General features: G+C 41.7%; 12 protein-coding genes. 9 read left to right on the top strand and 3 right to left on the bottom strand.

Annotated features, from left to right (window positions below):
• The first annotated feature begins 1,650 nt into the window (after window positions 1-1,650).
• Window positions 1,651-1,866 carry a DUF2283 domain-containing protein gene (locus tag HYS07_03170; GenBank protein ID MBI1870174.1) on the top strand — a complete coding sequence of 72 codons (216 nt, stop codon included), beginning with the start codon at window positions 1,651-1,653 and terminating at the stop codon, window positions 1,864-1,866.
• 2,603 nt (window positions 1,867-4,469) lie between these two features.
• Here the strand turns inward: HYS07_03170 and HYS07_03165 are convergent.
• Window positions 4,470-4,982 (bottom strand): hypothetical protein, encoded by a 513-nt coding sequence (locus tag HYS07_03165; protein MBI1870173.1) that lies wholly within the window; start codon window positions 4,980-4,982, stop codon window positions 4,470-4,472.
• 257 nt (window positions 4,983-5,239) lie between these two features.
• Here HYS07_03165 and HYS07_03160 point away from each other — a divergent pair, with 257 nt between their 5' ends.
• The gene (locus HYS07_03160) at window positions 5,240-5,491 is read left to right on the top strand and encodes a type II toxin-antitoxin system prevent-host-death family antitoxin (GenBank protein MBI1870172.1); all 252 of its coding nucleotides are present in this window, start codon (window positions 5,240-5,242) and stop codon (window positions 5,489-5,491) included.
• Window positions 5,492-5,494: 3 nt separating this feature from the next.
• Window positions 5,495-5,755: a type II toxin-antitoxin system RelE/ParE family toxin gene (locus tag HYS07_03155; GenBank protein ID MBI1870171.1), complete on the top strand. Its 261-nt coding sequence runs from the start codon at window positions 5,495-5,497 to the stop codon at window positions 5,753-5,755.
• Window position 5,756: 1 nt separating this feature from the next.
• Here the strand turns inward: HYS07_03155 and HYS07_03150 are convergent, their stop codons facing one another.
• Both HYS07_03150 and HYS07_03145 read right to left on the bottom strand, forming a co-directional pair.
• Window positions 5,757-6,545, bottom strand: a complete 789-nt coding sequence (locus tag HYS07_03150; GenBank protein MBI1870170.1) for an inositol monophosphatase — start codon at window positions 6,543-6,545, stop codon at window positions 5,757-5,759.
• Window positions 6,542-6,847, bottom strand: a complete 306-nt coding sequence (locus tag HYS07_03145; protein MBI1870169.1) for a hypothetical protein — start codon at window positions 6,845-6,847, stop codon at window positions 6,542-6,544. The genes HYS07_03150 and HYS07_03145 overlap by 4 nt, the downstream gene beginning before the upstream one ends.
• A gap of 128 nt (window positions 6,848-6,975) precedes the next feature.
• Between HYS07_03145 and HYS07_03140 the strand changes: the two genes are divergently transcribed.
• The 6 genes from HYS07_03140 to HYS07_03115 all read left to right on the top strand — a co-directional run bounded on the left by HYS07_03140 (window position 6,976) and on the right by HYS07_03115 (window position 14,125).
• Window positions 6,976-7,944 carry an SDR family oxidoreductase gene (locus tag HYS07_03140; GenBank protein ID MBI1870168.1) on the top strand — a complete coding sequence of 323 codons (969 nt, stop codon included), beginning with the start codon at window positions 6,976-6,978 and terminating at the stop codon, window positions 7,942-7,944.
• Window positions 7,941-9,155, top strand: a complete 1,215-nt coding sequence (locus tag HYS07_03135; GenBank protein MBI1870167.1) for a S41 family peptidase — start codon at window positions 7,941-7,943, stop codon at window positions 9,153-9,155. The genes HYS07_03140 and HYS07_03135 overlap by 4 nt, the downstream gene beginning before the upstream one ends.
• A gap of 88 nt (window positions 9,156-9,243) precedes the next feature.
• Window positions 9,244-10,329: a tRNA (adenosine(37)-N6)-threonylcarbamoyltransferase complex transferase subunit TsaD gene (tsaD, locus tag HYS07_03130; GenBank protein ID MBI1870166.1), complete on the top strand. Its 1,086-nt coding sequence runs from the start codon at window positions 9,244-9,246 to the stop codon at window positions 10,327-10,329.
• Window positions 10,330-10,394: 65 nt separating this feature from the next.
• Window positions 10,395-11,987, top strand: coding sequence for a Na/Pi cotransporter family protein (locus tag HYS07_03125; protein ID MBI1870165.1), 1,593 nt, complete (start codon window positions 10,395-10,397; stop codon window positions 11,985-11,987).
• 92 nt (window positions 11,988-12,079) lie between these two features.
• Window positions 12,080-12,748 (top strand): TIGR00153 family protein, encoded by a 669-nt coding sequence (locus HYS07_03120; GenBank protein MBI1870164.1) that lies wholly within the window; start codon window positions 12,080-12,082, stop codon window positions 12,746-12,748.
• Window positions 12,749-12,820: 72 nt separating this feature from the next.
• Entirely contained in the window at window positions 12,821-14,125 is a 1,305-nt protein-coding gene (locus HYS07_03115; protein MBI1870163.1) for an AAA family ATPase, read from the top strand.
• Window positions 14,126-14,207: the final 82 nt, after the last annotated feature.

The following is a 14,207-nucleotide window of genomic DNA, read 5'->3' as shown; positions in this document are numbered from 1 at the left end:
TTCGTCTTCTGAAACACCCTCAGCAAAGCCAATGATACGATCTGCGGAATGGGCTGCAAACGTTGTAAATTCCCAACTCGGATCAATTTTTAAAACTTTGTTAAAAGCCAGCCAATGAACAAGCTCATGTTTCAATGCCACTCTCAGTTTCCGAGCATCCCAGCCCTTGGTCGCACTTAAGTGTACAACACCCAATTCTTTATCTGCATTGGCTTCAGCTGCTCCGACATTGATTGTTAACCGAGCAAGTCGAGCTAAAAGTTTTAATTTTTTTTCTTTATCTTGAAAATCATAGGTTGTAAACGTACCTTCTGGAAATTGATTCGCCAATGCATGGGTCTTGATCGCCCCCAAAATCTGCGGACGCCTCTTATTCCTTTCACCCTCATCATCTTCAAAAACAGAATTTATTACCTCTTCAACAATTTTGGGAATCTCCCCTTGCATCAAAGTTGGAAATTGCTCTACTCCCAACTCTCTCATTTCTACAACCATTTTCGAGGGATCATAAGACTTCAAAACCTCAAGCAGTTTCTCCACCTCTTCCCTTGAAAGACCTCCATGCTGAATATAGAAAACCAAAGTCTGAATGAAATCACGATATTCAGAAACCTCCATCAAAACTTCAATTAACGTCTCTTTCGATATCTCTAGAATTTTATTTTGTGCCAACTCAGCAACTGCTTCACTCAAAAGATTGTATTGAGCGAGCGCAGCGTCTTGATTTCCCTCATGAACAGCTTTTAAAAGCGCTTCCTTCGCACCTAAAAACTTCCCCATCTTTTCTTGCACTTGAACCAAGTCAAAATTTTTCTCATCATACTTTCTCCTCACCGCCGCCCCCACCCGATTCGCGAGTGTATGCACATCATCCCCACGCCCCAAAACAAGATGCACCAATTCATGGGCAATCATTTCTAATTTCTCTCCTTCCGTTTTCTTGTCGAAGGCAGGAGAAGCGATGTAAATATTTTGTTCTTGGTCTGGACCTGGCAAAGTCTGATGATGCCCAAAATGCGCATCTGCATGAAGCGCAAAATCTTTTCCTCCTTGTACTTCCCCTCCCTCGATGGGAGGGGACTGAGGGGAGGGTGAAATGAGAGCTGCAAAATCATCATAGCCATTGGGTGGTTTAAAAAAGAAGGCCTGAAAGCGAGGGAGAATTTCCATCAATCTTTGTTCTAATGCTGCCTTGCTGGAAGCCGCCCCATTCCCAACCTGCGCAAGCACACCCTCGTCCATATCCAAAGTCGCCAACACCTCAGGCATATAACGCGTAAGAAATGTTTTATACTCCGCGACCTGTTTTTGATAATTTTCACTCACATCAGAATCCGTCCCAAAAAGGGATTTAAAGATCCCATGCAAATCCCCCTCATGCTCCGCCGTCCAATTTCCAGAGGCCACGTTGCCGCCTGCAGCTGAAGTCGTTAATACCCCTAAAGCATTGACAAAAAGCCTTCCTTTACCCAGAATGGATCTACCCCCTGTATCCGTCATTCCCGCAAGCTTTAAGCGGGAATCCAAAAAAACATGGATCCCCGATAAAACATGTCCCCGAGTGTTTGAGTCGGGGAACACTCGGGGATGACAACTTACAAGCATCTTGAGCATGTAATGGAAAATTCGGATTGGGAAGGAGAATAAAAGATGAAAATAAATTATGACCGCCAGGCTGATGCCCTTTATATTCAGTTCCAGAAAAAGTCTAAAATCAGTCAGACGATTAAAATTCGGGACGGAATTCTGTGCGACATCGACAGGAGCGGGAGGCTCTTTGGTCTTGAGATCCTGGATGCCAGCACCCGTCTGCCCATCGAGGAACTCGGTAGGGTAACGATTGACATTCCTGTCACTGCTGCTTGAATCTGGGGTCAAGTCTTGACTTTTGACATTTTCCAAAACCGCAAGGGTAAAAAATAAATTTCGATTGACTTGTGACAACCCTAAAACTAGAATTCTATCTATGAATGAGAGAAATGAGAAAAAAACTCCGAAACCCATTCCCACTCCTGAGGAAATCCAACGGTATAATTCCGTCCTTCTTGAGGAAATGCGAAGCCAATTTAAGGTTTTTGGTGAAGGATTGATCGGACTAAGAGAACGCGTAAATCGGGGATTTGATGAGAGCAATGAAAAATTTGAAAAGATCGATAAGAAATTTGAAAGAGTTGACCAGAGATTCGATAAGATTGACCAGAGATTCGAAAAGATTGACCAGAGATTCGATAAAATCGACCGGAGATTTGGTAGAACAGAAGGGACCCTAGAATCTCTTTCGGCTGGACTTCTGGAACTGAGCGACGGCCAAGCCCGAACCCAATCCCAACTCAAGAAGTTAGAGGAAAGCAATGTCCGCATTGAATCCGACATTCGCGCTATTAAAGACCAAATAAAAGGCAAAGTAGATCTGGGAGAATTTAAACTCCTTGAAAATAGGGTAGTCGTTGTCGAGAAACGACTTGCCCCTGTAGGCTCCTGAAGTGGGGTCAGTTCTCTACTTCTGACATTTCCACCACCACTGCTTAGAACTCCCTGCTCTGTCATTTCCCCTGTCATCCCTTTAACATTTTCCGTCGCTTTACCGGACAGTCCAAGATCCTGAACAACCGCTTCACGAGGATCCACCGCATGAGGAGGAGCCATGTGCTGATTTTTATTCTCTTCGGGAATTAAAATATCATCTGCCATCATGAGGTCTACATAAGGAGTCAGTTCCTCTACATGCTTTAATTGAGGCGCCAGGACAATAAAAGAAATTCCCTTCTCTTTGAGATTTTCTTCCAAAGCTAAACTATGAAATCCACCGACCACCACCGCCGCCTCTTGAATTTTTTCCTTCTCCATTTGATGAATAAAATTGGCGAAGAGAACATGATCTCGCTTGAGTGCGGCTTGGTAGAAGGATGCCGAAGACTGAAGTCCAGCTAGGAGATTTTTGATTTTTGATTTTTGATTTTGAATCATCAAATATTCAACATCCTCCCTTACCTTTTGAACGCTTCCCCACCCCTTCTCCTGATATTCTTCAAACCCATCCCTCGTCAATTCCAAATTCAATATTTTCCCAATTGCCTTAAATTGTTCCGACACCTCATACAATTTCTCCTCTCCTTCAGACTGCATAAGCTTATTTCTCACTTCATCTTCTAGCCTCGAAATTTCTTTTGTCAGAGACGTCCAATCTAATTCTTTTTGAATCAGCACCGCCTGGATGTATTTTTCAAGATTAGGAAATGCACCTGAAACATTCTTAAGAGAAGGGCTTAAAGTCTCATAATATTTCGCCTCACTCATACGGCCCAAACGAAAGAGTAAACTGTCCTTTAAAACGCTCACCATTTCTTCCTTCACTAATTTCTTTTCTAAAGACTCCAAAAATGTTTTGCGCTCTTCTTCTACTTTTTTAAGATCGAGATCTTTCTCAAGAGAACTGATTTGAAGCATCAAAGACAAGTTACGAGTTAACAACTGACCTTTTTTATTTTTAATTTTTGATCTGTCATTTTGATTTTTGATATTTGATTTTTGATTTCTAATCTTAACCAAACTCCTGATCCACCAATCTACTGGCAACTTTCCCTCCTCATACGCCCTCGCCTTTTCCTCAAACTCCCACAACTCTTTTGAATAAGTTTTCTTTTCCAATTGACGAATCTCTTGGATCCATCCTTTTAAATCCTCCATCACTTTTTCTCGAGCCCTCACCGTCTCTCGAAAATATTTTAGATTCTCCCGATAAAGTCCGACATCTTCAATTCCCCAGAATTTCAGACCCAATTTTCCATCCTTGATAATGGAAAGCATTTCAGGGCCCGTTAAAATTCCTCTCTTCAAATATTGATGCGTCACTTCCTCTTTCTTCTTCAAACTGGCCTCGACCTTCTCAAGCCTGGAAATATCGAGAGGTCCAGAAGCCCCCTCCACCCCAATCCAATGAACGCCATAGTCTTGCGTCAAACGCTCCATCATTTTTGCAATATTTTTTTGGGCCTCGGGCTGCACGTGAATATCCTGGACAATGATGACCTTTCTTGATTCAGCAGGGTTAGGCGAGATCCATCGGCGTTCGATCAGGCCATTTTCTTCAGAAACATCCATGTCTAAAAGAGAAGGAGCCATGAGGGAATTTGAATTTATATTTGATGTAATAGGCTTTACAGCAATGGGTTGGGCAAATGCTTTTTGGGAAAGAAGTGATGGATCTAGGACCAGTGAAAAGGTCAAAGGAAAGAGAAGAAACACACGGATCCACCACGTAAGTTTGGCCATCGTTTCCTGCATAAAAAAGAATTCCCTTCAATATATGGACATAGGAGAAGACACTGCACGAGGACAAAAAGTCAAAATATAGTTCGAAAAAATTTTGTTTTTGAATGGGTAGGTTATTAGAGGGATTTTTCACAGACACAAAAGGGCATCTGTAATTTCATTAATCCATTCAACAAAAGTAAGTTATGAAAAATCAATCAAAATGTATCATCCGGCTGAAGCGAGTTCCCCACCATCTCAATCGCACCAGATTTACCGGCGGTATCCGTGTAGGTTCCGGCGAGACCTATAATACTAATAGCACTTGCAGCATCTGTCGTCGTACTGGGATCGCTGAAGGGATCCTTTACCAAATAGGTAATGGTGGTGATCACAATCGTTCTAACAACTCCAGAAGCATCTGTCCCCTGAAGAGTCGCGGACGTGGTTACAGTATGTGTTCCATCAACATCGGTAGTTGTAATATCCCCCGACGTAGTTCCCGTGTAAGAAACTCCCTCATTATCTACCGCCTGAACACGATTATGCGTTTGAGTAAAAGTGAAATTTTTAAGGGCAGCATTGGGGGTTCTCTTCACCTCATAATTCCCGGTAACATTCAGAGTCGGGTTAACATTTCCACTAAAATTATTATCTCCTCCATTACAACCCCAAACCATCAAAGTAAGCGCTCCCAACAAAAAACTGATAGAAAAATATCTTTTCAACATGTGATGTGCCCCCAGAAAGACAGTTCAAAGTTCAAAGTTTAAAGAAAAAACAAAAAATCAAAGCAAGCACAGCCCAAATAAATACAGTTCAAAGTTCAAAGAGAAAAGAACGAAAGCAATTTAGGGAGATTATAGAACCTAAAAAAATCTAAAGTCAATAGGTATTCAATTTTTAATACGCCGGGCTCGATGAATCGAGGATATTTTGTTTGACAGCATGCTGCCATTTATGTACACTATGTACACATGGAGGTTTTATGACAAGCTTATCGGTAAGAACCATTAGAGGCAATTTTTCTGATACCCTTAATAAGGTCATTTATCAAGGCGAGAGGATTGTGGTGAAGCGGCGTGGCAAGAATGTTGCAGCTTTTATTCCTATGGCTGATTTGGACGTTCTTAAACAAATGGAAGACGAAATAGATCGAAAAATTGCTAAAACAGAATTGAAAAAATCAAAACAATTTGTTTCGTACGAGAGTGTCCGTAAAGAACTTGGACTGAAATAAAAAATGTCTTACTCCATTATCATTTCACCAAGAGCAAGAAGAGATCTTAAATCTATCCCTCCTAATTTTATCGAAGAAATTGACCTCAAGATTAAATCGTTATCTACTGTTCAAAGACCTCACCGCTGTGAAAAAATAAAGGGCGATGATCTTTTTCGTGTGAGGGATGGAGATTATAGAATTGTTTATCACATAGATGATAAGGCTAGAACGATAACTGTCGTTCATGTTGGACATCGTAGAGAGGTTTACAAAAATTTGTAATTTAGCTAACCTGAATATTTCTACTGAAATAGGGATATAGATTTGGATTTCCTGCCATTACATTTTGGGATTGGAGTTGAAAGGGCCCTTTCTTAAAATTACTCACCTTCCCACCTGCTTCTTCGATGAGAAGCCATCCTGCAGCAATGTCCCAAGGCTGAAGACCCAATTCCCAAAATCCGTCGAATCGGCCACAGGCCACATAGGCAAGGTCAAGGGCGGCAGACCCTCCTCTTCGAATCCCACTCACTTGGGGGCAAAGAGCTTTAAAAATTTTTAAATAATCATCTAAAACCTCTTCTGATCGAAAAGGAAATCCTGTCGCTAAAAGGGTTTCTTTTAATTTTTTCGTTTGAGAAACGTGGATTCGTTGATGATTAAGGAAGGCCCCCTTGCCACGCTCAGCGCTAAAAAGCTCATTTCGATTGGGATCGAAAACCACTCCCAAAATTATTTTCCCTTCAATCCAAACGCCGATCGAAACAGCAAAAACAGGAAGCCCATGAATAAAATTGGTCGTTCCATCTAAAGGGTCAATAATCCAGAGTGGTTTATGAAAATTTCTTTTTGCTTTCGCATAAGATTCTTCAGCCATGATTGCATGATCTGGAAAATGACGGCGAATGGCTGCGACAATTTTCTTTTCTGACCCACGATCGATGTCGGTCACATAATCATTCTTTCCCTTAAAATGAATTTGTCCTCTTTTCAGTTTTGAAAGATTTTTCAAAAGAAATTGACCGGTTGAGAGAGCGAGCCCTTCGACAAAATTGAGTGTGAGCTTTTTCATGTTATTTTTATCGCCAAAGGCAAGTAAGAAAAATGCGAACGATGCCCTTTAAAAAAAGGAACCGTCAGAATCATGAGTGAGACTACAAATCCTAAAAGAAATTTTCCAGAGAAAAGACCGATCATGAAAATGATCATCGAAAAGATAAGTTCCCATGGTTTTGTTTGAAGAGGATGAGGAGGACTCAAAAAAATCATCACCTCATCATTTTTTTTCAAAATTTCTTTACAAGAAGCTTCTAGACATTCCGGAAAATTGCTGATCGAGCTCGAAGGATGATCAAGTTCTACCTTGGCCTTCATCGTATTTTCATCGAATGCTAGAACTATTCCTTTTTCAGTCACGGTAATTCTATTATAATACCTCAAGTTGGAAAACAGAAGACAGGAAACAGGAGACCGGCGACAGGTGACCGAAAACAGAGGGCAGAATGAAAACATGTTTAGTGACAGGCGGAGCAGGTTTTTTAGCATCTCATCTATGTGATTTTCTTTTGCAAAAAGGGCATCGCGTCCTTTGCCTTGACAATTTACTCACAGGAAATACAAGAAACATTGAGCATTTGCTAGGGAACGAATGGTTTAAATTTTATAAATGCGATGTGACGGAATATCTTTTTGTCGAAGGACCTGTCAATATCATTTTCCATTTTGCATCTCCGGCAAGTCCCAAAGATTATTTAGATTATCCCATTCAGACGCTGAAAGTTGGAGCACTCGGAACCCATAAAACGCTTGGACTGGCCAAAGCAAAAGGAGCCGCTTTCGTCCTGGCCTCTACTTCAGAAGTGTATGGAGATCCCTTAATCCATCCTCAAAAAGAAGATTATTGGGGAAATGTCAATCCGGTAGGCCCGCGTGGGGTTTATGATGAAGCCAAACGTTTTGCAGAAGCCATGAGTATGGCCTATCATCATTATCATGGTTTGGATGTAAAAATTGTAAGAATTTTTAATACATTTGGGCCTCGAATGCGTCTGCAAGATGGCCGTGTCGTTCCTAATTTTATCAGCCAGGCCCTTCAAAATCAGCCCATGACTGTGTATGGAGATGGTCAGCAAACGCGGAGTTTTTGTTATGTTTCGGATTTGGTGCGAGGAATTTATGCCTTGGCACTTTCAAAATTAAATGAACCCGTCAACATTGGAAACCCCAACGAGATGACGGTTCTTGAATTTGCCCATTTGATTAAAAAACTGGTGGGGAGTCAAGCCCCTATCGTTTTCGAACCTCTTCCTAAAGATGATCCTCATGTACGCCAGCCGAATATTGAAAAGGCAAAACATCATCTGGGTTGGAGTCCGGAAGTTCCCCTTGAAGAAGGGCTTCAAAAAACGATTGCCTATTTTAAAAATGAACTAAATCCGTCCAGCAAAAAACAACCTGTCACTTCTCAATGAAAAAAGAAAAATGGATTTTTGGCCTTTTAGGGACCCTTATTATTTCCTTCTCCCTTACGGCACTCCCTGAACATCAAATTTCAAAAGATGTCTATGATAGTTTGGATTTATTCACCCGGGGGCTTGCCCTCATTCAAAGAGATTATGTAGACGAAGTAGAACCCAAAAAACTGATTTATGGCGCATTGAAGGGAATGCTGAATACTCTTGATCCCCACAGTCAATTTCTAGATCCTGAAGCCTACGCAGAAATGAAAGTGGAGACGGGAGGAAAATTTGCAGGGGTAGGGCTGGAACTCACTTTTAAAAAAGGTTTTTTAGTTGTGATTGCTGCGCTTGACGGAACGCCCGCTTTTCGGGCTGGCATTCTTCCCAACGACCGGATTATGGCCATTGACGGAGAACCCGTTAAAAAGTTGAATCTTGACGAAGCTGTCAAAAAACTCCGCGGAAAATTAGGAAGCACGGTCAAACTCATCCTTTTAAGAGGAAGGGAAAAGAAAACCATCGAATGTGAGATGGAGCGTGCAATGGTTGAAATTCAAAGCATCACCCGCTCAGAAATGTTAGAAGAAGGAATTGGATATATTCGTATTTCAGAATTTCAAGAGCGTTCGCCTAAGGATTTCGAGACAGAGATTCAGCAATTTCAAAAAGAAGGACTCAAGGGACTGATCATTGATTTAAGAAATAATCCTGGAGGGCTTTTGCAATCGGCGGTTGAAGTGATGGAGCGATTGGTAAAAAAAGGTAATTTAATTGTTTCAACCCGGGGACGCCAGCCCACTCAGAATCTCATTTTCAAGTCTAGATTGGATTCCATAACGGATGTTCCCTGCATGGTCCTTGTCAATGGGGGGAGCGCCAGCGCTTCAGAAATTGTAGCAGGAGCCATTCAAGACTTGAAAAGAGGACGGGTTGTCGGCGAAAAAACCTTTGGAAAAGGATCGGTCCAGACGGTGATCCCTTTATCCGATGGCTCAGCCGTAAAACTGACGACCGCAAGATACTACACCCCGCTCGGGCGCCAGATTCAGGATAAAGGAATTATTCCTGATGTGGTGGTTGAACTCTCTCAAGAAGATGTCATCGCTTTAAAAAACGAACAAAAAAAAGAATCTGAAAAAAACGCACCGCGTCCTCTCTTACGGGATTCTCAAATTCAAATAGCGATTGATCTTTTGAAAAACGGTTCAAAGTTCAAAGTTTAAAGTTTAAAGTTTAAAGACTTACAAGCAGGGTTTTCCCTTTAAACTTTGAGCTTTAAACTTTAAACCTTAAACTTTGAACTGTCTTTATATGCTCGTCCTTGGCATTGAAACTTCTTGTGATGAAACAGCGGCTTGTGTGCTGGAAGGGGGAATGAATCAACCAAAAATTCTCTCCAATGTGATTTCGAGTCAATGGGACTTGCATCATGCCTATGGAGGCGTCGTTCCTGAATTGGCCTCTCGACGTCATGTGGAAATCATCAGATCTGTTGTTGAAGAAAGTTTAAGAGAGGCCCATCAGACACTTTCTCAAATTGATTTAATGGCGGTGACAACCGGACCGGGCTTGGTGGGAGCCCTTTTAATCGGCGTTACTTTTGCCAAAACGATTAGTACTATTTTAAAAAAACCACTCATGGGAATTAACCATCTTGAGGCGCATCTTTATGCTTCATTTTTAGAAGACGAAACCATGGATTTTCCACTGGTGAGTTTGATCGTTTCAGGGGGACATACCGAACTGGTTTGGGTTAAGAAACTCGGACAATATGAGGTCTTAGGAAAAACTTTTGATGATGCAGCTGGAGAGGCCTACGACAAGGTTGCAAAACTTTTAGGACTGGGATATCCCGGAGGGCCCGTGATAGATCAATTGGCAAAAAATGGAAATTCTAAAGCCTTTCGATTTCCAAGACCGATGCTTTCAAAATCCTCTTTAGATTTTAGTTTCAGCGGACTTAAAACAGCTGTGCTCTATCTTGTCAAAGGATATGGGGCACAAAAAAAGACTTTTGCCAAATGGGATAAAGAACGCACCCAAGATTTAGCTGCAAGTTTTCAAGAAACTGTGGTCGAAGTTCTCACTGAAAAATGTCTCAGGGCCCTTAAAAAAACAGGATGTCATCGGCTGGCGATTGGAGGAGGCGTTGCAGCCAACTCAAGGCTAAGGGAACGGCTTCAAGAACTCTCTAAAGCCGAAGGTTTTCAACTCTCGCTTCCCTCTCGGAAAATGTGCACAGATAATGGAGCGATGATTGCAGGACTGGCCTATGCTTATCATCAGGCCGGGCTTCCTGGAGAGCCGCTGGATGTAAATCCAGGAATGAAAATCCAAAAATCAAATATCAAAAATCAAAATGACAATGAAAAACTTAAAATGTTTCCCTTGCAATAGCATTAGAAATTTTGGATTTTAATATGTCATTTTGCATTTTGGCTTTTGAATTTTAAATTATAACTATGACTCTTCCTATTCTAAAACTGATTGGAGGACTATCCCTTTTTCTCTATGGGATGGATCTTGTCAGTGAGGGCCTGCAAAAAGTTGCAGCACAAAAATTACGTGTGATTTTGAATTTGATGAGCCGCCATCGGCTGCGGGCCCTTTTCTTGGGAGCTATTGCAACCATCACACTTCAATCCTCCAGCGCTATCTCGGTCATGCTCATCAGTTTTGTCAACAGCTCTCTCCTCAATCTGGACCAGGCACTCACCATGCTCCTGGGCGCTAACATTGGGACAACACTCACCATTCAAGTTCTTGCCTTTGATTGGACAGGCGTTGCTTTAGCAACCTTGGCTCTTGGATTTTTGGGAATGAAGTCGCTCGAGAGCGATCGATGGAAGTCCTTCGCCCTGGGGCTGGTTGGATTTAGCCTCCTTTTTTACGGGATGGGACTCATGAATCAAGCGGTCCAACTTTTAAAGGATACCCCCTGGATTGAAGGGAGCTTATCCCTTTTAGGAAGTTCTTTTTGGATGGGCTTTCTTGCCGGGGCATTTCTCACCGCTTTAGTCCATTCAAGCGCAGCAACCATTGTGATTGTGATGACGCTGGTCAACCAAGGCGCCTGGTCTTTTTCTTCATCTATTCCACCCATGCTAGGCGCCAATGTAGGAACCTGCGTCACTGCACTGATGGCGAGCCCGGGACGAGGGCCCAATGCCTGGCGGCTTTCTTTAGGACATTTTTCAATGAAAATAGTAGGCGTCCTTATGATTCTTCCTTTCCTTTCATGGTTCGAAAAATGTGTTTTAATTTTTACTGAATTTTTTTGGGAAAAAGGAGGAGTCCAAGCCCGATTTGTTGCCAATGCCCATGTTCTTTTTAATGTCATCACTTCGATTGTCTTACTTCCCGGAACAAAATGGGCTGCTCGGCTCTTATCTCGTCTCATTCATGCCCCTTCAAAAAAAGAACCATTTAATTTAAGTGAAGAGGGTATGGCTGGAGTTGAAAAAGGAGTTTCTGAAATGGGCGATCGAGTGGAGAAAATGATTTTTGAACTCATCGCTCTTTTTCGTGATAATGATCCAAAAATATTAAGAAAAATTGTCGATGCCGATGAAGAAGTAGATCTTCTTAATTTTGAATTAACACGCTTTTTGATTCAAAAAGTGACTACAAAATTTGGAACGGAGGCAACCGAACATGAATTAAGACTGCTTTATGCCATGGATCAATTAGAACATGTGGGGGACCTCATCAGTAAAGACCTTGCAGAACTTGCTCGTAAAAAAATTCGAAAAGATTTAGAATTCTCTTTGGAAGGACAGGGGGAACTGGAAGAATTTCATCGAATGGTTTATAATTTGTTTCGGGAATCATTTGCGGCCTTTATCAAGCAAGATCAAGGGCTCGCCCATGAAATATTCATGGAATGTGAAGAAGCAAAAAAGTGGAAGACCCGACTCCACCTTTCTCACCTGGAAAGGCTGAGAAAAGAGATTCGGGAGACCATTGCAACCAGCGCTATTTATCTTGATTTGATCACGGATCTGGACCGGATCGTGGATCATGCCATTAATTTTATAAAGGTGATCGGAATATGAAATAACTCCCCCCTCCCCTCTTATAATAAGAGGGGAGCTCTCCCCTTAGAATAAGGGAAGTTGGAGGGGTTATAAGAACAGGAGATTTACAAGTGAAAATTCTAGGAGGTTTATTCGGACGTTCTCCGCTGGGGCCTTTGCGAGAGCATATGCTTAAGGTAAAAGATTGTGTTGAACTCCTGACTCCTTTGATGAAGGCCGTTCTCGAGGGACACCAGGATGAGATTAAATCAATTGCAAAAGAAATTTCGAAAGAAGAACATACCGCAGATGAAATCAAGAAAAGAATCCGTGATCAGCTTTCAAAAAGCCTCTTTACTTCCATCCATAGAGCAGATATTTTAGCCCTCCTTAAGGAGCAGGATAACATTGCAGATGCGTGCGAAGAAGTGGCTCTCCTCCTGGCCGTTCGAAAAACGGAAATCCCTAAGGAATTTGGAAGCCTGTTAAGTCAGATGGTCACAGAGGTCTCAACAGTTTTTATCCTCATCTCTCAAGCCAGTGAAAAATTGATCCGCCTGGAAGAAGATTCTTCAGAAAAAATGATTCGTGAAATTCACGATCTCATTGAAGCGGTGCAAAAAAAAGAATGGGAAACCGATTCCCTCCAGCAGGCTTTCCTAGAAAAACTTTTTTCGATCGAAAGTCAAATGAACCCCATGAACATTTATTTTTTGATGACCGTGATCAAGCAAGTGGGAGAGATTGCGGATCATGCAGACAATACCGGAGACTGCATGAGAAGAATTCTCTCGCGATAGACAAAAGTTTAAATATGATGTTTATAAAACATAATGCTTTACAAACATCATGTTTTTAAAGCATAATAATTTATGAACAACTTCTGGGATAGAGAACAAGAGTTTTTAAAAGCCAAACGCTTCGCCCACCAAACAGGCTTTGGCTATATCACCGGGCGACGGAGAATTGGAAAAAGCGCCTTTCTGGTCAAGCTATGCGAAGAAGAACAAGGATTCTACCATCAAGCGGTTGAAGGAGAACCTCAGCAGCAGTTGCTTCACCTAACAGAAGAAATGAAATCTCAGTTTCCTCTCTTTCGCCAAATAATTCCTAAGACATGGAATGAATTTTTTACTCTTCTTTCAAAGGAAACTCTCCCAAATATATTGGTCTTCGACGAATTTCCATACTGGATCGAGAGCGATCCTAGCCTTGCAAGTCTCTTGCAAAAATGGATTGATCATGAACTCCCCCATAAAAAAACCTTTCTATGGGTATCTGGATCTTCCCAATCCATGCTCTATACTCAATTTCTAAATCAGGCTTCCCCTCTCTATGGCCGTGCTTCTCTTCACATTCATTTAGAGCCGATGCCCTTTCGCTGGTTTTGTAAGGCTTTAAACTATCCCCTTCATGATCCGACTTCCTTTGAGCGCTACTCGCTAGTGGGAGGAGTTCCCCATTACTGGAAACTCATGTCAAAAGGATCCCCGATTGACCAAGCGGAAATGCTTTATTTTGAACCTGCGGCCATTCTTTCAGAAGAGCCAAAGCATTTAATCCAGGATGAAGGCATCACGGGAACGATTCCCAAAGCCATTCTAGATCTCGTTGGACGAGGGGTGTCAAAACCTAGTGAAATTGGCGCTAGAATTGGAACCGTTCATGGAAATCTTTCCAGACCCCTTGCCCTTTTACTAGATGTAAATCTTATTTCAAGAGAGTTACCTTTCGGGGAGTCGGTTCGAACAACAAAAAAGGTTCTTTATAGCATCCAAGATCCCGTCCTGTCCTTTTATTACGGAACCTATCTTCCTGCCAGAGGCAGATGGAATCAAATCCGCTTGCAGGAAAAAAAGAACCTCATTCATCTTCACACCTCTAAACAATGGGAAATTTTCTGCCGCCAATCCTATGGAGGAGCCCGCTATTGGGAAGATGATGTAGAACTAGATCTGGTTTCTTTTCAAAAAGAAAATCAACGACATTTAGTAGCCGAATGTAAATGGACTGATCTTTCCAAAAAAATGGAAAAAAATTTAACCGATGATCTTCAAAATCGTTTTCACAAAACAAAATTAGCTCATCAACTCACCCAAGTTGATTTTAAGATTTTCTCAAAGGAAAATCTCTTGGAAATTGCAAAGAGGGAAAATGAAAGCACGGTTTCATCTTGACGAAGAGTTAGCTGAACGTTATTTTCATCATTATTTTCCATTTTTAATTTTTAACTTTTAATTGTTTTTCATTCATTATGGA

This window comes from Chlamydiota bacterium (assembly GCA_016178055.1).
GTDB lineage: Bacteria > Auribacterota > JACPWU01 > JACPWU01 > JACPWU01 > JACOUC01.
This window is presented reverse-complemented; position numbering and strand designations above follow the sequence as displayed.